The organism is Plantibacter cousiniae (nom. nud.) (assembly GCF_977070315.1).
This window is the reverse complement of sequence record NZ_CDRVEU010000005.1, coordinates 338,072-362,457: the sequence shown is the minus strand read 5'-3', so window position 1 is coordinate 362,457 and position 24,386 is coordinate 338,072. Positions and strand designations below refer to the sequence as shown.

General features: G+C 62.4%; 13 protein-coding genes. 8 read left to right on the top strand and 5 right to left on the bottom strand.

Features of this window, described 5'->3' with window-relative positions; genetic code table 11:
* From ACW55A_RS13135 to ACW55A_RS13120, 4 genes are all read right to left on the bottom strand, one after another.
* A partial coding sequence (locus ACW55A_RS13135; RefSeq protein WP_499140338.1) for an amino acid adenylation domain-containing protein occupies nucleotides 1-4,722 on the bottom strand: 4,722 nt, incomplete at its 3' end.
* 14 nt (nucleotides 4,723-4,736) lie between these two features.
* The gene (locus ACW55A_RS13130; RefSeq protein WP_498811028.1) at nucleotides 4,737-12,698 is read right to left on the bottom strand and encodes an amino acid adenylation domain-containing protein; all 7,962 of its coding nucleotides are present in this window, start codon (nucleotides 12,696-12,698) and stop codon (nucleotides 4,737-4,739) included.
* Nucleotides 12,695-16,105 (bottom strand): non-ribosomal peptide synthetase, encoded by a 3,411-nt coding sequence (locus ACW55A_RS13125; RefSeq protein WP_455807958.1) that lies wholly within the window; start codon nucleotides 16,103-16,105, stop codon nucleotides 12,695-12,697. Before ACW55A_RS13125 ends, ACW55A_RS13130 begins: the two co-directional genes overlap by 4 nt.
* Before the next feature lie 407 nt (nucleotides 16,106-16,512).
* Nucleotides 16,513-17,490 (bottom strand): TauD/TfdA family dioxygenase, encoded by a 978-nt coding sequence (locus ACW55A_RS13120; RefSeq protein WP_003436569.1) that lies wholly within the window; start codon nucleotides 17,488-17,490, stop codon nucleotides 16,513-16,515.
* Between the two features lie 295 nt (nucleotides 17,491-17,785).
* On the opposite strand from ACW55A_RS13120, the gene ACW55A_RS13115 reads away from it, so the two are divergent.
* Genes ACW55A_RS13115 through ACW55A_RS13080 form a run of 8 tightly spaced genes read left to right on the top strand, consistent with a single transcriptional unit; the run spans nucleotide 17,786 to nucleotide 23,989 of the window.
* Nucleotides 17,786-19,009: a PepSY-associated TM helix domain-containing protein gene (locus tag ACW55A_RS13115; protein ID WP_455807959.1), complete on the top strand. Its 1,224-nt coding sequence runs from the start codon at nucleotides 17,786-17,788 to the stop codon at nucleotides 19,007-19,009.
* On the top strand, nucleotides 19,006-19,551 hold the full coding sequence (locus ACW55A_RS13110) for a PA2404 family protein (RefSeq protein ID WP_044308434.1): 546 nt from the start codon (nucleotides 19,006-19,008) through the stop codon (nucleotides 19,549-19,551). The genes ACW55A_RS13115 and ACW55A_RS13110 overlap by 4 nt, the downstream gene beginning before the upstream one ends.
* Nucleotides 19,548-19,880, top strand: a complete 333-nt coding sequence (locus ACW55A_RS13105; protein ID WP_003318855.1) for a hypothetical protein — start codon at nucleotides 19,548-19,550, stop codon at nucleotides 19,878-19,880. The genes ACW55A_RS13110 and ACW55A_RS13105 overlap by 4 nt, the downstream gene beginning before the upstream one ends.
* Entirely contained in the window at nucleotides 19,877-20,443 is a 567-nt protein-coding gene (locus ACW55A_RS13100) for a DUF6162 family protein (RefSeq protein ID WP_455807961.1), read from the top strand. The genes ACW55A_RS13105 and ACW55A_RS13100 overlap by 4 nt, the downstream gene beginning before the upstream one ends.
* Nucleotides 20,444-20,478: 35 nt before the next feature.
* Complete coding sequence (locus ACW55A_RS13095; RefSeq protein WP_498811027.1) at nucleotides 20,479-21,411, top strand: metal ABC transporter substrate-binding protein; 933 nt, start codon at nucleotides 20,479-20,481, stop codon at nucleotides 21,409-21,411.
* Entirely contained in the window at nucleotides 21,408-22,172 is a 765-nt protein-coding gene (locus tag ACW55A_RS13090) for a metal ABC transporter ATP-binding protein (protein ID WP_096137096.1), read from the top strand. The genes ACW55A_RS13095 and ACW55A_RS13090 overlap by 4 nt, the downstream gene beginning before the upstream one ends.
* Nucleotides 22,172-23,071: a metal ABC transporter permease gene (locus ACW55A_RS13085; protein ID WP_498811026.1), complete on the top strand. Its 900-nt coding sequence runs from the start codon at nucleotides 22,172-22,174 to the stop codon at nucleotides 23,069-23,071. The genes ACW55A_RS13090 and ACW55A_RS13085 overlap by 1 nt, the downstream gene beginning before the upstream one ends.
* Nucleotides 23,072-23,989, top strand: coding sequence for a metal ABC transporter substrate-binding protein (locus tag ACW55A_RS13080; protein ID WP_455807963.1), 918 nt, complete (start codon nucleotides 23,072-23,074; stop codon nucleotides 23,987-23,989).
* A gap of 165 nt (nucleotides 23,990-24,154) precedes the next feature.
* Here the strand turns inward: ACW55A_RS13080 and ACW55A_RS13075 are convergent, their stop codons facing one another.
* Entirely contained in the window at nucleotides 24,155-24,373 is a 219-nt protein-coding gene (locus ACW55A_RS13075; protein WP_003304661.1) for an MbtH family protein, read from the bottom strand.
* Nucleotides 24,374-24,386 lie beyond the last annotated feature (13 nt).

The window sequence follows — 24,386 nt, the reverse complement described above, 5'->3', positions numbered from 1 at the left end:
TTCAGTAGCGAAAATCAGCGCCGGTGCGTCCGGCGTGGCGCATACCTGGGCTTCGATCAGGCTGTGCAGGCAGTCTTCGTTGGGGAAGTTCGCAGCGGTAGCGTTCCAGTCGTGAAGAATCTGCTGCCGTTCAGCCATGTCGAGCATCGGCACTTCGGCAATGCGCTGTGCGGCATTGGCGCAGATGGCCTGCAACAAGGCCAGCCAGTGCCCGGCCATGCGCTCGATGGTGCGCGGGTCGAACAACACTGTCGCATAGGTCAGGCCAGCGCTCAGGCCACCGTCATGTTCGGCAGTGTTGAGGGTCAGGTCGAACTGCGCCGGGTAACTGTCCGGCAGTAGCGCTTCGACCTGCAGACCGGGCAGCGCGCGGACGTTGGCGCTGGCCTGGCTCTGGTGATTGAACATCACCTGAAACAGCGGGCTGTGGCTAAGGCTGCGCTGTGGCTGCAGGGCTTCGACCAGTTGCTCGAATGGCAGCTCCTGATGCGCCTGGGCTTGCAGGGCGGTGTGTTTGACCTGCTGCAGCAACTCATTGAACGTCGTATGCACGTCAAACTCGGCGCGCAGCACCTGTGTGTTGACGAAGAAGCCGATCAGGCCTTCGGTTTCAGCGCGGTTGCGGTTGGCAATCGGCACGCCGACGCGAATATCCGACTGGCCACTGTGACGGTGCAGCAGGCTCTGGAATGACGCCAGCAACAGCATAAACAGGGTCACGCCCTGTTGACGCGCGACCTGCTTCAAGCCATCGATCAGCGCAGGCTCAAGCTCGACTGCCAGACGCGCACCGGCATGGCTTTGTACCACTGGCCTCGGATAATCGGCGGGCAGCTCCAGAATCGGCTGCTGATCGCCCAATTGCTGCTTCCAGTAATCCAGCTGCCGGGCCTGCTCGCCAGCCTCCATCCAGGTCCGCTGCCACAGTGCGTAGTCGGCGTATTGCAGGTCCAGCGCGGTCAGGCTCACCTCACGGCCCTGACTGTAGCCCTCGTAAAGGCGCACCAGTTCATCGACCATGATCGGCATCGACCAGCCATCGGAGACGATGTGATGCTGAGTCAGAATCAGCACATGCTCATCGGTGTTGAGGTTCAGCAAGCGGACCCGCAACAGCGGTCCCTGCTCCAGATCGAACGGGCGCTGCATTTCCTGCTGCACGCAAGCTTCAAGAGTCTGGCCGCTGGGCAGCGACTCGACAGACAGAATCAAGGCACGTGGCGGATGAACGATCTGCAGCGCCTGCTCGCCCTGCTGGCGGAAGGTCGTGCGCAGGGTTTCGTGACGGGCAATCAGCGCGCTGAAACTGTGCTCCAGCGCAGCGATGTCCAGCGAACCGCGCAGGCGCAGGACTGCGGGAATAATGTACGCGGTGTTCTGCGGATCAAGCTGCCAGAGGAACCACTGACGCTGCTGCGCGTAAGACAGCCCCAGCGGCTGCGTACGGTCGGCCTTGATGAAGCGCGGCGCGTCGTTGCCCTGCCCTGCGCCGGCTGCCAGCGCGAAGGCCGCCAGATCACGCGCTTCGAACAAGTCGCGTAACGACAACTCGACGTCCAGTTGCTGACGAATACGCGAAATCACCTGAGTGGCCAGCAGCGAATGCCCACCCAGCTCGAAAAAGTTGTCACTGCGTCCAACCCGCTCGAGTTTCAACACGTCGGCCCAGATCGCTGCCAGTTGCTGCTCCAACTCGCCTTGCGGAGCGCTGTAGGTGACCTGCAACTGACTGGCGTCCGGCGCAGGCAACGCCTTGCGGTCCAGCTTGCCATTGGCGGTCAACGGCATGCTGTCGAGAACGATGAAATGGGTAGGCACCATGTAATCGGGCAAGTGCGCCCTGAGTTGGCTTTTCAGCGTTTCACGCAGGGTTGTCTGATCCTGATCAGGCTCGGTAGGCACCAGGTACGCCGCCAATTGCCCGTCCAGCGCCAGCACGCTCACTTCACGCACCGCCGGGAGCGCTTGCAGCCGCGCTTCGATTTCGCCCAGTTCGATGCGGAAGCCACGAATCTTCACCTGGTGATCGATACGCCCGGCGTATTCGATGGTTCCGGTAACGCGATAACGCGCCAGGTCGCCGGTGCGGTACAGGCGGCCACCATCATTGGAGAACGGGTCCGGCACAAAGCGTTCGGCGGTCAGCGCGGCGCGGTGATGGTAGCCCCGCGCCAGGCCGGCATGGCCGATGTGCAGTTCGCCGCTGCAACCCAGGGCAACCGGGTTGAAATCAGCGTCCAGCACATACCACGACAGGTCGGGAATCGCCTCGCCAATCGGGCTGGCCGGGTTCTGCGTGTCGGCCAGCGTGATCGGTCGATAGCTCACGTGCACCGTGGTTTCAGTGATGCCGTACATGTTGATCAGTTGTGGCGCTTGATCGCCAAAGCGCTCGAACCACGGCTTCAGGCTGGCGACGTCCAGTGCCTCGCCGCCAAAGATGACTTTCTGCAACGACAGCGGTAGCGACGAATCGCAGGCCACACGCATCAGTTGCTTGAACGCCGACGGTGTCTGGTTGAGCACCGTGACCTGCTGTTCGACCAGCAGCGCATGGAAGTCTTCCGGCGAGCGGCTCACTTCGCGCGGCACGATGACCAGTCGGCCGCCATGCAGCAGCGCGCCGAAAATCTCCCAGACCGAGAAGTCGAACGCAAAGGAGTGGAACAGCGTCCACACGTCCTTTTCGCTGAATGTGAACCAGTCATCTGTGGCCGCGAACAGGCGCATCAGGTTGTGATGGGCGAGCAAGGTGCCTTTTGGCTTACCGGTCGAGCCCGAGGTGTAGATCACGTAGGCCAGGTTGTCCGGCGCGGTCTGGCTGAGCGGATTTTCCGTGCTGTAACCGTTCAGCGCATCAGCCAGATCCAGGGTTTGAATGTGTGCAGGAATCGGCAACTGACCCAGCAAATGCGCTTGAGTCAGCAACAATTCGATACCGCTGTCCTGCATCAGAAAGCTCAGGCGATCCTGCGGGTAATCCGGGTCCAGCGGCACGTAAGCGCCACCGGCCTTGAGGATAGCCAGCATCCCCACAATCATCTCCAGACTGCGCTCGGCGGCCAGCCCGACTCGCATGTCCGGGCCAATGCCCTGTTCGCGCAGTTTATGGGCGAGCTGGTTGGCGCGGCGGTTGAGCTGTTGATAGCTCATCTGCTCGGCACCAAAGCTCAGAGCGATGGCCAGCGGTGTGCGCTCGGCCTGGGTTTCAATACGTTGATGGGCACAATAATCGCTTGGGTAAACCGCAATGTCGCGGTTCCAGTCGCGCAGGGTGTCTTGCCGTTCATCGACGCTCAACAGCGGCAGGTCGGCGATGCGTTGGTTGACGTCGCGGCACATGCCGCTCAGCAGATTGCGCCAGTGCCCGGCCATGCGCTCGATGGTCGATGCGTCGAACAGGTCGGTGGCGTAGGTCAATGCGGCTGTCAGGCCGTCCGGGCGTTCGCAGGTGTCGAGGGTCAGGTCGAACTGCGCGGTGTGCTTGTCGGACACCTGATATTCCAGACGCAGCCCTGCCAGCTCACGGGTCTGGTTGTGGCCTTCGCTCTGGTGGTTGTAGGCCACCTGGAACAGCGGGCTGCGGCTCAGGTCGCGCTGCGGCTGCAAGGCTTCGACCAGTTGCTCGAACGGCAGGTCCTGATGCGCCTGCGCCTGCACGGCGGTGTGTTTGACCTGCTGCAATAGCTCGGCCACGGATGTCTGCGTGGTGAATTCAGCCTTGAGCACCTGGGTGTTGACGAAGAAGCCGATCAGCCCCTGGGTTTCGCTGCGGGTACGGTTGGCGACCGGCACGCCGACGCGTATATCGGCCTGACCGCTGTAGCGATGCAGCAGGGTCTGCAACGAGGCCAGCAACAGCATGAACAGGGTGATGCCCTGTTGCCGCGCCAGCACCTTGAGGCCGTCAAGCAGCGCAAAGTCCAGCTCGACGTTAAGCCGCGCACCTTGGTAACTGCGCAGCGCAGGACGCGGCCGATCAGTGGGCAATTCCAGAATCGGCTGTTGCTCGCCCAGTTGCTGCTTCCAGTACGCCAGCTGGCGTTCCTGTTCACCCATTTCCAGCCAGTTGCGCTGCCAGAGGGCGTAGTCGGCGTACTGGATCGGCAAAGGCGCCAGCTTGACCTCGCGACCAAGGCTGGCGGCCTGGTAGAACTGCATCAACTCCTCGACCATGATCGGCATCGACCAGCCATCGGAGACGATGTGGTGCTGGGTCAACACCAGTACATGCTCCTGCCCGCTCAGCCTGAGCACGTTGACCCGCAGCAGCGGCCCTTGCAGCAGATCGAAAGGCTGCTGCATGTGGTGATCCACCCAGGCTTCAACGGACTCGCCAGCCGCCAGTTGCTCGACACCGAGCGCAAAAGGCGACACCGGATGCACCACCTGCAGCGCTTCATCGCCCTGCTGTTCAAACGTGGTGCGCAGCGTTTCGTGACGCTCGATCAGTTGCTCCACACTGCGCCGCAATGCCTCGACATTCAGCGCGCCGTGCAGGCGCAACGCCAGCGGAATGTTATAAGCCGCGCTGTGCGGTTCCAGTTGCCAGATGATCCATTGCCGCTGCTGCGCGTAGGAGAGCGCGGACGGCACCTGCGTCTCCCGCACTGCGATCGGCGTGACCCCGTAGAGATTCACCCCTTGACGCTTGAGCAGCACCGCCAGCGCCTTGCGTTCACGGGCGGACAGCGATTTAACGGAGTCAAGCAACTGTTGCACTGGGGTCTCTCCTGCTAAGCAATCAAATTATCAATTTCCTCCGCTGATAAACGTTTGAGTGCCTCCAGTGATTTAGTCAATTCGTCCTGCGCGTGGCCACTTTCGCCATTTTTTTCCTGCAGCGTGGCGCTGAAGTCCGCCAGCACCGGTTGCTCGAAGACCTCCTTGAGGCTGACCTCGTGCTGCAACTGTTCGCGCACCCGCACGAGCATCTGCACCGCCAGCAGCGAATGCCCGCCCGACTCGAAGAAGTTGTCACTGCGACCGACCCGCTTGATCTTCAACACGTCGGCCCAGATCGCTGCCAGTTGCTGCTCCAGCTCGCCTTGCGGGGCGCTGTAGGTGGCCTGCAACTGACTGGCGTCCGGCGCAGGCAGCGCCTTGCGGTCCAGCTTGCCGTTGGCGGTCAACGGCATGCTGTCGAGAACGATGAAATGGGTAGGCACCATGTAATCGGGCAAGTGCGCCCTGAGTTGGCTTTTCAGCGTTTCACGCAGGGTTGTCTGATCCTGATCAGGCTCGGTAGGCACCAGGTACGCCGCCAATTGCCCGTCCAGCGCCAGCACGCTCACTTCGCGCACCGCCGGGTGCGCTTGCAGCCGCGCTTCGATTTCGCCCAGCTCGATACGGAAGCCGCGAATCTTGACTTGGTGGTCGATACGCCCGGCGTATTCGATGGTTCCGGCAGCGCGATAACGCGCCAGGTCGCCGGTGCGGTAAAGGCGGCCGCCGTCGTTGGAAAACGGGTCCGGCACAAAGCGTTCGGCGGTCAGCGCGGCGCGGTGATGGTAGCCCCGCGCCAGACCGGCATGACCGATGTGCAGTTCGCCGCTGCAACCCTGGGCGACCGGATTGAAATCAGCGTCCAGCACATACCACGACAGGTCGGGAATCGCCTCGCCAATCGGGCTGGCCGGGTTCTGCGTGTCGGCCAGCGTGATCGGTCGATAGCTCACGTGCACCGTGGTTTCAGTGATGCCGTACATGTTGATCAGTTGTGGCGCTTGATCGCCGAAACGCGCGAACCACGGCTTCAGGCTGGCGACGTCCAGTGCCTCGCCGCCAAAGATGACTTTCTGCAACGACAGCGGTAGCGATGAATCACAGGCCACGCGCATCAGTTGCTTGAACGCCGACGGTGTCTGGTTGAGCACCGTGACCTGCTGTTCGACCAGCAGCGCATGGAAGTCTTCCGGCGAGCGGCTCACTTCGCGCGGCACGATGAACAGTCGGCCGCCATGCAGCAGCGCGCCGAAAATCTCCCAGACCGAGAAGTCGAACGCAAAGGAGTGGAACAGCGTCCACACGTCCTTTTCGCTGAATGTGAACCAGTCATCTGTGGCCGCGAACAGGCGCATCAGGTTGTGATGGGCGAGCAAGGTGCCTTTGGGTTTGCCGGTCGAGCCCGAGGTGTAGATCACGTAGGCCAGGTTGTCCGGCGCGGTCTGGCTGATCGGGTTATCGGTGCTGTAATCGTTCAGCGCATCAGCCAGATCCAGAGTTTGAACGTGTGCAGGAATCGGCAACTGACCCAGCAAATGCACTTGAGTCAGCAACAATTCGATACCGCTGTCCTGCATCAAAAAGCTCAGGCGATCCTGCGGGTAATCCGGGTCCAGCGGCACGTAAGCGCCACCGGCCTTGAGGATCGCCAGCATTCCCACGACCATTTCCAGACTACGTTCAGCGGCCAGCCCGACGCGAACATCCGGACCGACGCCCTGCTCGCGCAGTTTGTGCGCCAGTTGGTTGGCACGCTGGTTGAGCTGCCGGTAACTCAGTTGCTCATCGCCAAAACTCAGGGCGACGGCCTGCGGGTTACGCTCGGCCTGGGTTTCGATGCATTGATGGGCGCACTGCTCGCTCGGGTAGCGCTGCACGCTTTGCGTCCAGGCGGTTGGCAATGCCAGTTCGCCGATTCGCGTGGTTGCCGATGCGCAGAGACTCTGCAGCAGGTGATCGAAATGCGCCGCCAGCTGCAGAATGCCTTCGGCGCTGAAGTGCTGGCGGTCGTAGCTGAAACGCACCGAAAGTACCTCATTGGCCTCGACCACCAGGGTCAGCGGGTAATGCGCCTGCTCCTGATTGCGCAGGTCGTTGAATGCCAGACCGTCCGGCGCACGTTGCAGGGCTTCGGACACCGGGTAGTTTTCGAACACCAGAATGGTGTCGAACAACGCCTCACCACTGTTGCGCGCCCAGCGCTGGATGTCATACAGCGGCGTGTGCTCATGCTCGCGCAGGGCAAGGTTTTTCGCCTGTACCTGATGCACCCAGTCGGCCACCGTCTGCTCGGCGCGCGGGCTGACAATGACCGGCAAGGTGTTGATGAACAACCCCAGCTGTTCTTCGACACCCGGCAACTCGGCCGGACGCCCGGCCACGGTCGCGCCAAAGGTCACGCTGGACTGGCCGGTATAGCGTTGCAGCAGCAACAGCCAGGCCGATTGCAGCAGCGTATTGAGGGTGACGCGCTGCTCGCGGGCAAACGCGTTCAGGCGTCGGGTGCCGTCGTTGTCGATCAGCTGGATGTAGTCGCCGTAGCCCTGCCCCTCGGCCGAAGACTTGAACGCTTGCAGCAAACGGGTCGGCTCGTCCAGTTCCGCCAGCTCCGCAGTCCAGAAACGCTCGCTGAGGGCGGCATCCTGATGCTGTAGCCACTGAATGTAATCACGATAGCGACCCGCCTGTTTCGCTGGCATCTGCCCGCTGTAGCGTTGCAGCACTTCACCGAGCAGGCGCGAGCTGCTCCAGCCATCCATGAGGATATGGTGGCTGGTATACACCAGATGCCACGCGTCTTTGGCGGTGCGCAACACGGCCAGGCGCAACAATGGCCCGTGTGCCAGATCGAAGCCCTGCTGACGATCGGCTTGCGCCCAGTCGTCGAGCCAGCTTTCCGGCTGACCGCGCGCATCCAGCTCGACAAAAGGCACCTCGGCCTGACGCTGCACCACTTGCAGCGACTGCTCGCGCTGGCTGACAAAACCGCTGCGCAGCACGTCGTGATTGTCCACCGCGGCCTGCCAGGCGTTGCGGAAACGCGGCACATCCAGCCCGCGAATGTCCACCCGCAACTGGTTGATGTAGTTGCCCGCGCCTTCATCGAATAACGAGTGAAACAGCATGCCCTGCTGCATCGGCGACAGTGGGTAGATATCCTCGATCTGGCCCGCAGCAATCGGCAGCTCGTCAAGCTGCGTCTGGGTGAGGCGCGCCAGCGGGAAGTCCGAAGGCGTGACGCCTTGATGCCCGGCCGTGCAATGTTCGATCAGGGTGGTCAGCGCCTGCTCGTAGCGACGCGCCAGGGTGTCGATGGTCGAGGCGTGATACACCTCGCGGCTGAAGCTCCAGTCCAGTTGCAACTGGCCGTCGAACACCTGACCGTTGAGGCTCAGCCAGTTGCCCAGCGGCCCGTCCTCGCACAGCGCAGTGCCTGAACTGTCGGCACTCGGTACGAACAGCGCGCCTTGGTGTTCGTTGAAGCTGCCGTCGAACTGGCCCAGGTAATTGAACGTGACCCGCACCTGCGGCAAGGCAGCCAACTGCTGCGCGAAAGACGCCTCGCCCATATAACGCAACACGCCGTAACCAATGCCCTTGTCGGGCACCGCACGCAATTGCTCCTTGATGCCACACAGGCTTGCCCCCGGCGCGATCTGCGGCGTGAGGCGCACCGGAAACAGGCTGCTGAACCAGCCTGCGGTGCGGCTCAGATCGCTATCGTCGAACAGGTCTTCACGGCCATGCCCTTCCAGCTGGATCAGCACCGAGGGCTGCTGGCTCCATTCGCAGAGGACCTGGGCCAGCGCCGTCAGCAGCAGATCGTTGACTTGCGTGCGGTACGCGGCGGGCGCGACTTTCAGCAGCTTGTGGGTCAGGTCCCGGCTCAGCCAGGAAGAGGCATGCGCCGCATCGCGATTGCGCATCGTGCCTTCGGGCTTGTCGCGAGGCAGCGGCTGGTCTGCACCCTGCAAGGCCTGCAGCCAGTAATCGCGCTCGGTGTTCAGCTTCTGGCCGGTCGCATACTGTTGCAATTGCTCGGCCCAACGCTGGAGCGACGTGGTCTTTGCCGCGAGTGCTACCGGCTGGCCTTGCGCCAGGGCGCGGTACGCCTGTTGCAGATCTTCCAGCAACACCCGCCATGACACGCCGTCCACCACAAGATGGTGAATCACCAGCAACAGGCGCTGTTCGCCTTGTGGCAGGTTGATCAGCACGGCACGCAGCAGCGGGCCGTTTTTCAGGTCCAGGCTGCGCTGCGCCTCATCAGCCAGCTCAGGCAAGCGCTCGATGCTGTCCAGCTCATGGGTCCAGAGCAGCTCGCGAGTGTTCAGCGCGCCGAAGGTGGCCTGCCATTGGCCGCTCTGCTGGGTGAAACCCAAGCGCAGTGCGTCGTGCTGTTCGACCAGCTCAGTCAATGCAGTCTGAAGATAAGTGGCCTCCAGCGTTTGCAACGGCTTGAGCATCAGCGCCTGATTCCAGTGCTGACGCTCGGGGATGTCCAGCTCGAAGAAACGCGCCTGAATCGGCAGCAACGGCAACGAACCGCTGATCTGCTCTGCCACGGCGGCGGGCTTTTTCTGAATCAGTTTCGCCACCGAGGCCAGTTGGCCGATGGTCTGCTTTTCGAACAGCTGCTTGGGGCTGAGCTTGATGCCCTGACGCTTGGCGCGGGCGATGATCTGCAGACTGAGGATCGAATCGCCGCCCAGCTCGAAGAAGTTGTCGGTGCTGCCGACCTGTTCCAGCTTGAGGACATCCGCCCACACGGCGGCGAGCTTTTCCTCGATCTCGCCGACTGGCGCGGTGTAGCGCTGTTTGACCACGCCAGGCTTGGGCAAGGCGCGCTTGTCGAGCTTGCCGTTGGCGGTCAGTGGCAGACTGTCCAGCAGCATGATCTGCGCGGGCACCATGTAGTCCGGCAAGCGCGCAGCCAGTTGCTCGCGCAAGCTGTCGACACTCAGGTCAGCCCCGCCTGCCGCCACGCAGTAGGCCACCAGTTGCAGGCGGGTCTGATCGTCATCGATGGGCAACGCCAGTACGCTGACCTGCGTCACCGAAGCCAGGCCCAGCAACATCCGCGCGACCTCTGCTGGCTCGACACGATAGCCGCGCACTTTGACCTGATCGTCGGCCCGGCCGATGAACTCCAGCAGACCCTGATGAGTGCGGCGCATGCGGTCGCCGCTGCGGTAGACGCGCGCGCCATCCTTCGCGAACGGGTCCGGCACGAAGCGCTCGGCGGTCAGCGCGGGCTGGCTGATATAGCCCAGCGCCACGCTGTCGCCGCCGATGTACAGCTCGCCGGCAACCTGAGTGCCCACAGGGTTCAACACGTCGTCCAGCACATAAGCACTGGCCCCAGGCAACGATGTGCCGACTGGCACGCTGCGCAGAGGGTCGCCAAAGTTCACCCCAGTGGATACACATGCATCCTGTGGGAGCGAGCTTGCTCGCGAAAGCGATGGCCCAGCCGACCTGTTTCGCAAGCCTGTATCGGCCTCTTCGCGAGCAAGCGAAGCGTCGTCCGGCTCGCTCCCACAGGGCGACATCAGCACCTCATAAGTCAGCACACCAACCGTGGTTTCGCTCGGCCCGTAGTGGTTGATCACCCGGCAACCCGGCTTGAGCTGACGCACCTGCTCGATCAGCGCGGGCGAGCAGGCTTCACCGCCGACGATCAGTGCATGCTGCGGCAGCACGTCGGCTGGCTGACCAGCCTGCAACAGCGCGGCCAGATGGCCGGGGACGATTTTCAGCACGCCCACCTGATGCTCGTCCATGTACGCCGCAAAGGCATCCGGGTCGAAACCCAGCGCCTCGGTCAACACATGCAAGGTGCGTCCCGAACACAGCGCGCCGAACAGCACGGTATGGCCGAGGTCGGCGGCGATGGTCGAGACCAGCGCCATGCTTGCCTCGGGGGCCAGTTGCAGCTGTTCCAGCAAGCCGCGCAGGTAACTGGCCAGCGCACCCTGGCTGACCAGCACACCTTTTGGCTGGCCAGTCGAGCCGGAGGTATGAATGACGTAGGCCGCCGAATCGGCTGAAGACAGGATGTCGGGGCGGCTGACAGGCAGGTCCTGCCACAGCGCAGGCGTCCAGGTCAGGCCCTGACAACCGGCAACACCCAGTGACGTCTGCCGCACATCACCCTCGGCACACAGCAACACCCCGGCCTGCGCATTGAGCAGCATCTGTTGCAGTCGCGCATCGGGGGCTTTGACGTCCAGCGGCATGTACACGCCGCCGGCCTTGAAAATCGCCAGCACGGCCGTCAGCCAGTCCAGCGAACGCTCCATCAATACTGCGACCGGCCGGCCCTCGCTGATGCCCATGCGGATCAGGTGATGAGCCAGCTGATTGGCGGCCTGCTCCAGTTGCAGCGTGGTCAGCGTGCGCTCCAGGCAGCGAGCTGCCTGGGCATGAGGCTGCCGTTCGACCTGTCGGTCCCAGAGTTGCAGCATGTGCGGCGCGGGTTCGCGAGCGTCGCGCCTTGGCTCGACCGCGAGTGCTCCCAGGCTGAACAGCGGTGCCTGCGGCGCGTCGAGCAGGGTTTCGAACAGCGCGAGCAGTTCAGGAATGAAGCCTTCGACGGTCGAGCGTCGATACAGGTCGCTAGCGTAGGCCATGTCGCCGTGGATCAGTGTGCCGTCGTCAGTGATGTCCAGCGCCAGGTCGAAATGCGCGCCCTGTTTGTCGAAGGCATACTCGCTGACCTCCAGCCCGGCCAGCCTCAGCGCAGTTTTCTGCTTGAGGACCACGTTCTGGTTGAACTTGGCCTGGAACAGCGGGTTGTGCCCCAGGCTGCGCTCGGGCGCCAGTTGATCGACCAGTTGCTCGAAGGGCACGTCCTGATGCGCCTGCGCACCGAACGAAGTGTCGCGAATCTGCGCCAGCAGGTCAAGGTAGCTCAGGCGTTCGTCCACTTGGCAGCGCAAAACCTGAGTATTGATGAAGAAGCCGATCAACCCTTCGGTTTCCGCACGACCGCGGTTGGCATTCGGCACGCCGATGCGGATATCGCGCTGCCCGGCCTTGCGCGACAGAAACAGCGAAAAGCCGGCCAGCACCAGCATGAACAGGGTCATGCCCTGCGTGCGCGCAAAGGCGTTGAGCCGCCGCGACAGGTCAGCACCGAAATCGAAGCGCAGGTGCTCACCCCGGTAGCTCTGCGTGGCCGGACGCGGGAAATCCGGTGCGGCGTCCAGCACCGGTTGCTCTTCGCCCAACTGCTTACGCCAGTAGTCCAGCTGACGTGAGCCCTCGCCCGCCTCCAGCCAGCTGCGCTGCCAGATCGCATAATCGGCGTATTGCAGCGGTAGTTCGGGCAGCGCGGGCTCACGGCCTTCGCAGTACGCCTGATAGCAGTGCACGAACTCCTGAATCATCACTTCCATCGACCAACCGTCGGAAACGATGTGGTGCATGCTCACGACCAGCACATGTTCATCGTCCGCGAGGCGAAACAGGTGCGCGCGCAACAGCGGCCCCGTGCGCAGATCAAACGGTTGGCCCGTGACGGTGGCCACTCGCAGCGCCAGCTCGGCATCGCGCAGTTCGACATCGGTCAAACCGGCCAGATCGATACACTCCAACGCGATTGTCTGGTCGTGCAACAGTACTTGCTGCGCCTGATCGCTATCAGTGTGAAACACCGTGCGCAGCACCTCGTGGCGCTCGATCAGGTGATCGAACGCACGACGCAACGCCGACTCGTTCAACGTGCCGTGCAGATGCAGGCCGGTGGTCATCTTGTAGGCGTCGCTCGAGGGATCGAGCTGCCAGAGGAACAGCAGGCGTTGCTGAGCGAAGGACAGCGGAATGGCGCTGACATCATGCCGACTGACCGGTACCGGCAACAGGCTGAAATCCTTGCCTTCCTGGCGCAACCGGGCGAGGAACTGCTGGCGTTGCTCCAGCGACAGGCCGACAAAACGTTTCGCGATGCGTGCAGCAGTGGTCCCGGTCATGCGCCGAATTCCTCCAGTGAATCCATGAACTGGTCCATGTCGCTCCAGTCGTTGTCCGTGCTGTTGTCGGTCAGCGCTGCCACTTCGACGGCGAGCTCACTGAGCAGCGGCTTTTCAAACAGAGTGCGCAGCGGCAGGCTGATGCCCAACTGCGTCTTGATCCGGGCGATGACTTGCGCGGCGAGCAGCGAATGCCCGCCCAGTTCGAAAAAGTGATCGTCGAGGCCAACCTGAGGCGCATGCAGGACGTCCTGCCAGATGGCCGCCAGGCAGATTTCCACCTCGCTGCGCGGCGCCCGATAACGCGCCTGCAACTGGCTTGCGTCGGGGGCTGGCAATGCCTTGCGGTCCAGCTTGCCGCTGGGCGTCAGGGGCAATTCGGGCAACAGCAGCATGTGCGTCGGCACCATGTAATCCGGCAGGCAGGCTTGCAGCTGGATGCGGATGCTTTGGCGCAGGGCCGACTGTTTGGCCTCTGTGGTGGCAGCAACGTCCGGCACGGCGTAGGCGACCAGCTGCGTGCCGCCCGCCAGTTCGACGGCCAGCACCACAGCCTCGCGCACGCCCGTGCATTGCTGCAGGCGCGATTCGACCTCGCCCAGCTCGATACGGAAACCGCGAACTTTCACTTGATGATCGACCCGGCCGATGTACTCGACAGCGCCATCGGCGCGCAGTCGGGCGCGGTCGCCGGTACGGTACAGGCGCTCACCGCTGACAAACGGATCGGCGACGAAACGTTCGGCGCTCAGGCCGGGCTGGGCGTGATAACCCCGCGCCAGACCAGGACCGCCGATGTACAGCTCGCCCACCGCACCTTGCGGCAGCAGGTTCATTTGATCGTCGAGAACGTACAGGCGTCGTCCTGCCAGCGCCTGACCGATCGGCACGCCGCGCCAGGACACCTGCTGCGGGGTCAGCGTGCTGCAATCATGAATGCTCGACACCACGGTGGCTTCGGTCGGGCCGTAGGTATTGAGCAGGCGTACATGCCCCAGCCCGGCCTTTTGCCACAGGCGCAGACCCTCGACGGCCATGGCTTCGCCGCCGACATGCACCTGGCGTAGCGCACCGTAATGCGCGAGCGGGCTGGCGGCGAAGTCCTGAACCAGCGTCAGCCAGTAGGCCGCTGGCAAGTCGGCGAGGGTCACGCCGTGCTCGACGATGGTCTGATGGAAGGTGGCGCTGTCCCACAGGCGCTCGTCACGCAGGACAACGGCCGCACCGCGACACAACGGTGGGTAGAACTGCTCGACGAAGCCATCGAAGCTGTGGGTGGCGAATTGCAGGACCCTGTCGCCTTCGCGCAGGTCACTGTAGTCCGCCCCCAGGGTGACGAACTCGGCCAGCGCCGCATGACTGATCGCCACGCCTTTGGGCCGCCCGGTCGACCCCGAGGTGTAAATCACGTAGGCCAGACTGGCCGGATCGATCGGGCCATCGAGGTTTTGCACGCTGGCGGTTTCGCTGTTCATCCGATCGATGCACAGGCATTGAATGTCAGCCGGTTCAGGCAGCCTGGTCAGCTGATCGCTGTGGGTCAGCAGCAGTTTCACGCCACTGTCCGCCAACACATGACGCAAGCGTTCGCTCGGCGCATTCAGGTCCAGCGGTACATAAGCGCCGCCAGCCTTGAGCACGGCGAGCAGCGCCACGGGCATGTCCAGCGAACGACCCAGCGCCACGCCGACCAGCACGTCCGCGCCGACACCCTGCTGGCGCAGTTGCCAGGCCAGACGGTTACTGCGCTCATTCAGTTCGGTGTAACTCAGGCTGAGCGCTTGGCCTTCACCGGCGAGGATCAATGCCGGGGCGTCCGGTGTGCGCTGCACTTGCGCTTCGAACTGGCGATGCGCGGGGGTTGTGGTGTCGACTTTGGTGGCGCTGTCGACATCCAGCAGTTGCGTGCACTCGTCGGCCGAGAGCATCGACAGTTCGGCGATGGTCTGCAGCGGGTCAGCACACACCGAGGTCAACAGGTTGCGCCAGTGCCCGGCCAGACGAGCGATGGTCGACTCGTCAAAAATGTCGGTGGCGTAGGTGAAGGCGGCATGCAGTTGCTCGCCTTCACCGCTGGTGGCCAGCATCAGGTCGCTGGCGGCGGCGTGCGAGCGTTGCGCCAGTGCCTGTTGTTCGGCAGGCAGATTGGCCACGCGCAGGCCGCCGCTCAACTGTTTGTCGAGCAGGTCAGCCACCACCGGCTGGTGATTGAACATCACCTGAAATAAAGGGTTATGGCTCTGACTGCGCTCCGGCTGCAGGGCGTCGATGATGGCGTCGAATGGCAACTCCTGATGCGCCTGGGCACCGGTCGAGGCATCGCGGACGATATTCAACAGGTCGACGAAGCGGGTCTGCGCCGTCACTGCACTGCGCAGTACCTGAGTATTGATGAAGCAGCCGACCAGCCCTTCGGTTTCGCTACGGGTGCGGTTGGCGATCAGGCCGCCGACACGGATATCGGTCTGCCCGCTGTAGCGATGCAGCAGGCTTTTGAAGGTCGCCAGCAGCACCACGAACAGGGTCACGCCCTGGCGTTGCGCGAGGCTTTTCAGGTTGCGCAGCAGCTCGGGCTCCAGTGCCAGCTCCAGGCGAGCGCCGTCGTGGCTGGGCAAGGCCGGATAGGGACGGTCGGTGGGCAGCTCCAGCAGCGGATGCTCGTCGCCCAGGTGGCTGCGCCAGTAGTCCAGCTGACGCTCCTGCTCACCGGCTTCCAGCCAGCTGCGTTGCCAGACCGCGTAATCGCGGTACTGCACAAGCAGCGGCTGAAAAGGTAGCGGTTTACCGGCCAGCAGCGCGTCGTAGCCGCGCAGCCATTCGTCGATCAGCACGTTCATCGACCAGCCATCGGTGATCATGTGGTGCAGGTTGAGCAGCAGCAGGTGCTCCTGTTCGGCCAGACGCAGCACCTGCACGGTGAACAGCGGCCCGCGCTGCAGATCGAAGGTTTGCGCGGCCTGTTCGGCGATGGCCTGACGCGCACTGGCCCAGCCCTGCCCGGGCGGCAAAGCGCTCAGGTCGGTCAGGCGGATGCTCACTGGCGCTGGCGGCGCGACACGCTGAAACGCCCGGTCGCCCTCCTGGCCGAAGGTGGTGCGCAGGCTTTCATGTCGCTCGACCAGCGCACTGAAGGCCCGCTCCAGCAAAGGCAGCTCCAAAGGACCGTTCAGGCATACCGACATCGGCAGGTTGTAGGCCGCGCTGTGCGGGTCCAGTTGCCAGAGAAACCACATACGTTGCTGGGCATAGGACAGACCATCACGCTCGGCCAGCCCGGTACAGGAAGGGATCGGGAACAGCGAGAAATCCATGTTCTCCTTGCGCATGCCATCGAGGAACAGGCGGCGTTTTTCAAGGGGTAACTCGACAAAGCGGCGAGCGAGTTTCTGGGCGTGTTCGGGGTTCATGGGTCGATCCTTGCTGAGTGGGGCTGACCGTCGGGCGGGGTCGTATCAACAAGAACGAATTGGCGAGGAAATATTTAGAAAGGTTTCTCGGGGGTGAGGCTCTGCATTGCACCGCGCACTGAAGAGAGGACGCAGAGCGTCCAGAACTGCATGCCTACGCGGAGCGCAGGCATGATAATCACAAGCCGGACAACCATCGTTACGCACGCTGACGCGTGGTGATGCCACATGCCATGTTGTGGGAGCGAGCTTGCTCGCGAAGAGGCCATTGCGCACTCTGTGACTATCGTCCCCACGCTCTGCGTCACACAGCGGCTCTGTGACCTCATGTAGATTGAGGTTCGACTCAGGTCACCTTTTCGCCCCTCGGCGACCTACTTTGATGGGGCCAAAGCAGGCAAAGGCGTTTACTTATCCGAATGCCCCTGCGCCATGGCCACCACCACTTTGCGTTTGCCGGTGAAGGGTGCGCGGGAGTGGGCGGCGAGCATGTTGTCGAGCATCAGTACGTCGTTTTCCAGCCATGGGAAGCTGACGGTGCATTCATCAAGTACGCCGCGAATTTCGTCCAGCAGGGTTTCTTCGAGGGGCGAGCCGTCGCCGTAGTAGACGTTGCGCGGCAAGTCTTCTTCGTCCACTACGTCGAGCAGGGTTTCGCGCACTTCCGGCTGCAGGTTGGAGATGTGGAACAGGTGCGCCTGGTTGAACCAGACGGTGTCGTGGGTGACCGGGTGGCGCGATATTGCCTGGCAGATCTGGCGGGTGCGCAGTTCGCCGTCGTCTTTCCATTCGCACTCGATGTTGTGCGCCCGGCAGTAGGCTTCGACCACGGACTCATCTTCGGTATTGAATACCTGACTCCATTCCACATCGAGCCCGTTGCCGTAGTTACGCACGTACATCAGTTTCTTTTCGACAAAGCGCTCGCGAATGCGCGCCGGAATGCGTCGGTAGATTTCGCGGCTGTCGGCGATCGGTGTTTCGCCACCTGTCTGCGCCGCGATCATGCTGTAGAACCAGATCTTCATCGGCCATTCCAGCGTGTAGGCCTGCTCGTTGTGCAGCGGTATGCTCTGGTGCGCCGGGTACTCGGTCGAGGTGTACACGCCTTTGGTGACGTTGCTGCGCGGCGTAGAGCCGAACTCGTAATTGAGCAGCGGATCGCCGAAACCGGCGGCGAACTCGCGAAACGCCTCTGCGCCGCCCACCTCGAAGCCGCGAAACAGAATCCCGCCAGCGCTGTACAAGTGCCCGGCGACCAGAGGCTTGAGTTCACCCAGCGCTTCCATCAAGTCCAGACCGGGCTCGGGTGCCTGTACCAGCATCGGCAAGCTGCCCGCCCCTGCCAGCAGCGGCCGGATATCCAAACTCAACGCATGACTCATGATGTCTCTCCCTTGATGGCAAAAGCGCCCGAGCCCCTGCGGCCTGGCGCAACACCAATGTCCAGATTGAACGTACTGCGCCGCTGAAAAATTAGCCGTACCACCCCATTCATGGGGCATGCGAAGGCGTTCGCCCGCGCTGAAACATTTTTTTGCATTTAAAACGCAAAAAGCTCTTACAGGAATCTGGCCCTCATTCGTCTTTAACTGAATGCGAGGCCTTATGCGCCCGCGCGTACTAAAAAGAGCGCTCACCTGACGTCCGCGCTACATCGCGAATCGAGATTGTTTATCCATGTCGAAGAAGTCCCGTTCAAAAATCTGGTTTCTCGTCCACAGCTGGCTGGCTCTGCCGATCTGGTTCTTCGTGCTGATCGTCTGTGTGACCGGCACGCTGGCCGTGGTCAGCAAGGAAATCATGTGGCTGACCAACCCGGAGATGCGTGACAACCGCCCTTCCGACGATGCCCCGCGCCTGAACTTCGAACAGATTCGCGCCACCATCGAACGCAACGAACCGGACCTGATCGTCGGCACCATCATGCAGCCGGACGGCGACTACTTCGCCTTGAGCGTGTTCATCACCTACCCCGACGGGCGTTCGGTCCCGGCTTACGTCAACCCTTACACCGGGGTGATTCAGGGCATTACCCCGTCGTTCGACTTCCGCCGCTTCACCCGCGCGCTGCACGGCTGGTGGCTGGTGCCGTTTACCAACGGTTATTCGTGGGGCTGGTATCTGGTGTCGATTCTCGGCCTGCCATTGCTGGCATCGCTGGTGACCGGGCTGGTGGTCTACAAGAAATTCTGGCGCGGCTTTTTCAAACCCGTACGTTTCAGCCAGGGTCCACGGATTTTCTGGGGCGACCTGCATCGCCTCAGCGGCGTCTGGTCGATCTGGTTCATTGCCGTGATTTCCATTACCGGCACATGGTTTCTGATCCAGGCGATTCTGGGCGACAACCAGATCAGTATTTCCAGCAAATCCCAGGTCGCGTCGATCATTCCGCACAGCGCCGTTCCGCTGACTGCCGACGGCAGTCCTGCGCCAACCATCAGCCTGGAGCGCGCCGTGGAAATCGCCAAGGAGCGGATTCCGGGCCTGGAAGCCAGCTTCATCACGCCGCCGTTCAATGCCTACAGCAACATGCAGGTGGGTGGACGCAGCTGGTATCCATTGATGTTCCAGACCGCCGAAATCAACCCGTACAGCGGCGAGATTGCCGCGTCACACCTGCTGTCGGACCGCAACAAGCTGGAGTTCGTCACCGAGTCCATGCGCCCCCTGCACACCGGCGATTTCGGCGGCATCTGGATCAAACTGATCTGGGCATTCTTCGGCCTGCTGCTGAGCATGATGGTGCTCAGCGGCCTGTTGATCTGGAGCAAACGTACTGCCCTGGCGACGCTCAACGCCCTCAAGCGTGAAGCCCGAACCCGCCCGGCAACGGCCGCTGCAACCCCACGAAACACCACGCCCTCGCCGCTGGTGACCCGCACCCCGGAGAACAGTCTGTGAGCAAGGCCGCCGCTGTTGCACAACCTGCATCGTCACTGAGCCGTTTCTGGCATAAGTGGCGCTTCCACATCAACGTGCTGCTGGTGCTGATCCCGCTGGGTTTCATGCCCAAGTACTTCTCCGACAACGCGCTGGACCGTGGTGATCAGGGCCTCGGCCAGCGCGAGGTCGGCGAAATTCAGGTCGGCCCGTGGAGCCTGCGTCTGGCAGAGGACCGCAACGAAGCGCCGCGACTGTCCGGCCCTTCGGGCTACATGAAAAGTTTCAACGCTGCGCTGTGCAACGCCTGCATCGACCGGGTCAAGGCCACTTATCTGCGCATCGGCAAACCGCGCAGCCTGCGCACCGCCGGGGTGATTTTCTTCGGTGGCGGCTACCGCATGAGCGCCTTCATGCAGATCGCGCAAAACACCGATCCCGACGCCGAGCTGTGGATCACCATGGAAGGCTGGGACGGCGCCGTGCATCAGACTTCCATCCCCCTGCAACAGGCTTCGCCCAGCACCGTGGCGTGGCTGAAAAAACAAGGAGCCCAACCATGAGTGCCCGCCCTTCCCTGCGCTGGCTGACGGCCAGTGCCCTATGCCTGCTTGGCCTGAGCGGCAACGCCCTGGCGCATAACCCGATGTGCGAATGCAAACAGATCGACACAGAGCAGATCCGCTGCACTGGCGGTTTTTCCGACGGCAGTGGTGCGCCGGGTGTGACCCTGGACGTGATCGGCTACGACGAAACCATTCTGGTGCCCGGCAAGCTCGGCGAAGACTCGACGGTGACCTTCAAACGCCCCGCCTCCGAGTTCTACGTGCTGTTCGACGCCGGTCCCGGTCACGTGGTGGAAATCGATCAGGCGGATATCCAGGCCCCATGAGCACACCGACCCGACACATCGTCCGTCCGGCAGGCGCCGGGCATGAAACCCTGTATGTGCTGATGCTGTGCCTGTTGATCCTTGGCTGCGCTGCAGGCGTGATCAGCCTGCACCGTGATACCCGGGAAACGCACAGCATTGCCATCTACCAACTGGACGCACGACGCGACCTGAGCGCTGCGGAACAAGGCATTTACGTCGACCTGCGCGTGACCCTCGACGAAATCCGCTTGCTGGCCAGCGAGCAGCAGACACCGATCACCCCGGGGCAACTGGGCGACGAAGGCTTTGCGCCGTTCGCCACGGATGCCAGTTCGGTGAGCCGTGGCGACCATGCCTGGCAGATGATCGAGCAGTCCTACCTGGGACTGAGCCGGACGCCGAGCGTGGCCGGTTCCTTTCTGATGCGTGTCGATTCCGGCGAGCAGCCGGACATCTGGATCAACCGCAATGCCTCGCCGGCGGCGGTCAGCGACCTCAGTGACCAGGCCTTGATAGATTCAGGCTGGAAACAGGTCGTCGCGCAATTCGATGCTGGCGTGACCCGTCAGCACCCGCACTGAAACTCCGCATTCCTTTGAAAGAAGACCGCTTGCCCATGCCTATTTCATTCAAACGCCGTCCCTTGCTGCGCGTCCTGCTGACGGGGCTGATGGTCGCTCTGCTGGCGCCGTCCAGCTTCGCCGCCGAACCGGCCAAACGCCTGCGCATCGGCATTACCCTGCACCCTTACTACAGCTACGTGAGCAATATTGTCGGCGACAAGGCCGACGTTGTGCCGCTGATCCCGGCGGGCTTCAACCCGCATGCCTATGAGCCGCGCGCCGAGGACATCAAGCGCATCGGTTCACTGGACGTGATCGTGCTCAACGGTGTCGGCCACGACGACTTTGCCGACCGCATGATCGCCGCCAGTGAAACGCCGAACATCAAAACCATCGAGGCCAATGCCGATGTGCCGTTGCTGGCGGCCACCGGGGTGGCGGCGCGAGGTGCCGGCAAAGTGGTCAACCCGCACACCTTCCTGTCGATCAGTGCGTCCATTGCGCAGGTCAACAATATCGCCCGCGAGTTGGGCAAGCTGGACCCGGACAATGCCAAAACCTACACCGCCAACGCCCGCGCCTACGGCAAGCGCCTGCGTCAGATGCGCGCCGATGCGCTCGCCAAACTGACCAAGGCACCCAACGCCGACCTGCGCGTGGCCACGGTACATGCCGCCTACGACTACCTGCTGCGCGAATTCGGCCTGGAAGTCACCGCCGTGGTTGAACCGGCGCATGGCATCGAGCCCAGCCCGAGCCAGTTGAAAAAAACCATCGACCAACTGCGCGAACTGGACGTGAAGGTGATCTTCTCGGAGATGGATTTCCCGTCCACCTACGTCGAGACCATTCAGCGTGAATCCGGGGTCAAGCTGTACCCGCTGTCGCATATTTCCTATGGCGAATACACCGCCGACAAATACGAAAAGGAGATGGCCGGCAACCTGGACACGGTGGTACGAGCCATTCAGGAGTTGGGCGCATGACGGCCGCACAGCACCTCGACATCGCCAGCCAGGGGCCGGGCATCGAATTCAATCAGGTCAGCCTGACCCTCGGGCGCACCACGATTCTCGATCAGGTTCACTTCAATGTGCGCGCCGGCAGCGTACACGCACTGGTCGGCCCGAACGGCGGTGGCAAAAGCTCGCTGATCAAGACCCTGCTTGGGCAGACACCGCATCAGGGCCAATTGAGCCTGCTGTGGCCTGCTGCTCCAGGACTGATTGGCTATGTACCGCAGGCGCTGGAGTTCGACCGTGGCCTGCCGATGACCGTCGACGATTTCATGGCTGCGATGTGTCAGCGACGCCCGGCGTTTTTGGGCTTGTCGAAGCACTACGCGGCAGCGATTGGCGAGGCACTGGAACGGGTCGGCATGCAGGACAAGCGCAAACGGCGCATGGGCGCGCTTTCCGGTGGCGAACGACAGCGCGTATTGCTGGCGCAGGGGCTGATTCCTGCGCCGCAATTGCTGGTGCTGGATGAGCCGATGTCGGCGCTGGATGAAGCAGGGATTCAAGTCTTCGAGCGCCTGCTTGGTGACTGGCGCCGAAGCGGTATAACGGTGCTGTGGATCGAGCACGATCTGGATGCGGTGCGGCGTCTGGCGGATCAGGTGACCGGGCTCAATCGCCGCGTATTGTTCGACGAGCCTGCCGCCACAGCACTGACGCCGGAACGCCTGCTGACGTTGTTTTCTGCTCATCCGCGCACTGCTGATGCTGTTAACGGGAGCGCCGTGTGATGGATTACGAAACGTTTCGCCTGTTCATTCAGGGCCTCGCTTCATCCGGCTATCTGCCGGAGGCGCTGGCTTATGGCTTCGTGGTCAACGCCCTGCTTGCGGGCCTGTTGATCGGCCCGGTGCTGGGCGGTCTGGGCACGCTGGTCGTGGTCAAGCGCTTTGCGTTCTTCTCTGAAGCGGTGGGCCATGCGGCACTGACCGGCGTGGCCATCGGCATTCTGCTCGGTGAGCCGTACACCGGGCCTTATGGCGCGCTGTTCGGCTATTGCCTGCTGTTCGGTATCGTCCTCAACTACCTGCGCAACCGCACCGGGCTGGCACCGGACACGCTGATCGGTGTGTTCCTCTCGGTGTCGCTGGCGCTGGGCGCGAGCCTGCTGCTGGTGCTGGCTGGCAAGATCAACGTGCACATCCTGGAAAACGTGCTGTTCGGCTCGGTGCTGACCGTCAACGGCAATGACCTGCTGGTGCTGCTGATCGTCGGTTCGCTGGTGATGGGCCTGAGCCTGCCGCTGTACAACCGCATCATGCTGGCCAGTTTTAATCCACAACTGGCTGCGGTGCGCGGTGTGGCGGTGAAGACGCTGGATTACCTGTTCGTGATTCTGGTGACGCTGAACACGGTCGCTGCGGTGAAAGTCATTGGTGCAATTCTGGTCGGTGCGTTGCTGGTGATTCCAGCGGCGGCGGCACGCCTGTTGAGTCAGTCGCTCAAGGGCTTTTTCTGGATTTCGGTCGCCATTGCAACGTTCAGCACCCTGTGCGGCATCCTGCTGCCCATCGTCTTCGACCTGCCCGTGCCGTCCGGCGCGGCAATCATTCTGGTGGCGGGCATGGCTTTCGCCCTCGCCGCCATCGCGCGCGGCACGCTGCCGAGCCTGAAAGGGAATATTGGATAAATGCTTACATTACGTACCTTGACCCTGGCGCTGGCCATGACCGGCCTGTTCAGCAACAGCCTGCAGGCGGCCGACAGCAAAACTGACAGTCCGCAACCGGTGCGAGTACTGGCCAGCCTGCCGATCACCTATGGCCTGGGCGAAATACTGCTCAAGGACAGTGGTGTGATGCTGGAACGCGCTGCCGCGGCCAATCTGCCGGGCTCGCGTCAGACGGCGTATTTCACCGGGCGTGGTGCCGATGCGTTGCGCGGGCTGGCCACCAACGCCGACGCGGTGATCGGCTTGCGCTCGATCTGGGCCGATGACCCGCTCTACCCCAATGCACGGCGCAGCAATATTCGTATCGTCGAGATTGATGCAGCGCGGCCGGTGGACGGCGGTTTGCCGGGGATTGCCGTGCAGCCGGGCCAAGGCACTGACGGGCTGAACAGTCAGCCGTGGCTGGCGAGCAATAATATGGGGCGCATGGCCGATGTGCTGGCGGCGGACCTGGTGCGCCTGGCACCGAGTGCGAAGCCGAAGATCGAGGCCAATCTGGCGGCGTTCAAGCAGCAGTTGCTCAAGCTGAGTGCCAGCAGCGAAGCGGCACTGGCCGGTGCAGACAATTTGAGTGTGGTGAGTTTGTCAGACCGCTTCGGCTACCTGATCAGCGGGCTGAATCTGGAGCTGATCGACACTCAGGTGTTGACCGACGAACAGTGGACGCCCGAGGCATTGAGCAAACTGAGCGCGACCCTCAAGGATAACGACGTGGCGCTGGTGCTTGATCATCGTCAGCCGCCAGAGCCGGTAAAGGCTGCAATTGAAGCGGCAGACAGCAAGTTGCTGGTATTGGGGATTGATGGCGCTGATCCGCTGACGGAGTTGCAGGGGGATATTCAGGGAGTTATCGGGGTGCTGGCTGGCAAGGGGTGAGGTTATCGTTGCTCACGCTCCGGCAGGTCTCGACGCTCTGCGTCGCAAAGAGGACGCGGAGCGTCCAGAACGGCATGACGACGCGGAGCGTCGCACGATAGTCAAGGCTGTACCGGCCTCTTCGCGAGCAAGCCCGCTCCCACAGGACTTGTGTATAACGCTCAATCAGGCCGTCTGCGCTTCCATTTTCTGGCGCAGGCTCAGGGGGCGCATGTCGGTCCAGACTTCTTCGATGTAGGCCAGGCATTCTTTCTTGAAGCCGCTTTTGCCCACGGTGCGCCAGCCGTTGGGGATCGCCTTGTAGTCGGGCCAGATGGAATACTGTTCTTCGTGGTTGACTACAACTTGAAAGACGATGTCTTCCCGATCGAATACTGAAGTCATTGCTGCTCTCCAT

What these genes read in the sequence shown, in the direction of transcription:
- ACW55A_RS13125 (WP_455807958.1), bottom strand. Translation starts at nt 16,105, where the DNA reads ATGAACCCCGAACACGCCCAGAAACTCGCTCGCCGCTTTGTCGAGTTA.
- ACW55A_RS13090 (WP_096137096.1), top strand. Translation starts at nt 21,408, where the DNA reads ATGACGGCCGCACAGCACCTCGACATCGCCAGCCAGGGGCCGGGCATC.
- ACW55A_RS13095 (WP_498811027.1), top strand. Translation starts at nt 20,479, where the DNA reads ATGCCTATTTCATTCAAACGCCGTCCCTTGCTGCGCGTCCTGCTGACG.
- ACW55A_RS13120 (WP_003436569.1), bottom strand. Translation starts at nt 17,490, where the DNA reads ATGAGTCATGCGTTGAGTTTGGATATCCGGCCGCTGCTGGCAGGGGCG.
- ACW55A_RS13100 (WP_455807961.1), top strand. Translation starts at nt 19,877, where the DNA reads ATGAGCACACCGACCCGACACATCGTCCGTCCGGCAGGCGCCGGGCAT.
- ACW55A_RS13115 (WP_455807959.1), top strand. Translation starts at nt 17,786, where the DNA reads ATGTCGAAGAAGTCCCGTTCAAAAATCTGGTTTCTCGTCCACAGCTGG.
- ACW55A_RS13080 (WP_455807963.1), top strand. Translation starts at nt 23,072, where the DNA reads ATGCTTACATTACGTACCTTGACCCTGGCGCTGGCCATGACCGGCCTG.
- ACW55A_RS13105 (WP_003318855.1), top strand. Translation starts at nt 19,548, where the DNA reads ATGAGTGCCCGCCCTTCCCTGCGCTGGCTGACGGCCAGTGCCCTATGC.
- ACW55A_RS13085 (WP_498811026.1), top strand. Translation starts at nt 22,172, where the DNA reads ATGGATTACGAAACGTTTCGCCTGTTCATTCAGGGCCTCGCTTCATCC.
- ACW55A_RS13075 (WP_003304661.1), bottom strand. Translation starts at nt 24,373, where the DNA reads ATGACTTCAGTATTCGATCGGGAAGACATCGTCTTTCAAGTTGTAGTC.
- ACW55A_RS13130 (WP_498811028.1), bottom strand. Translation starts at nt 12,698, where the DNA reads ATGACCGGGACCACTGCTGCACGCATCGCGAAACGTTTTGTCGGCCTG.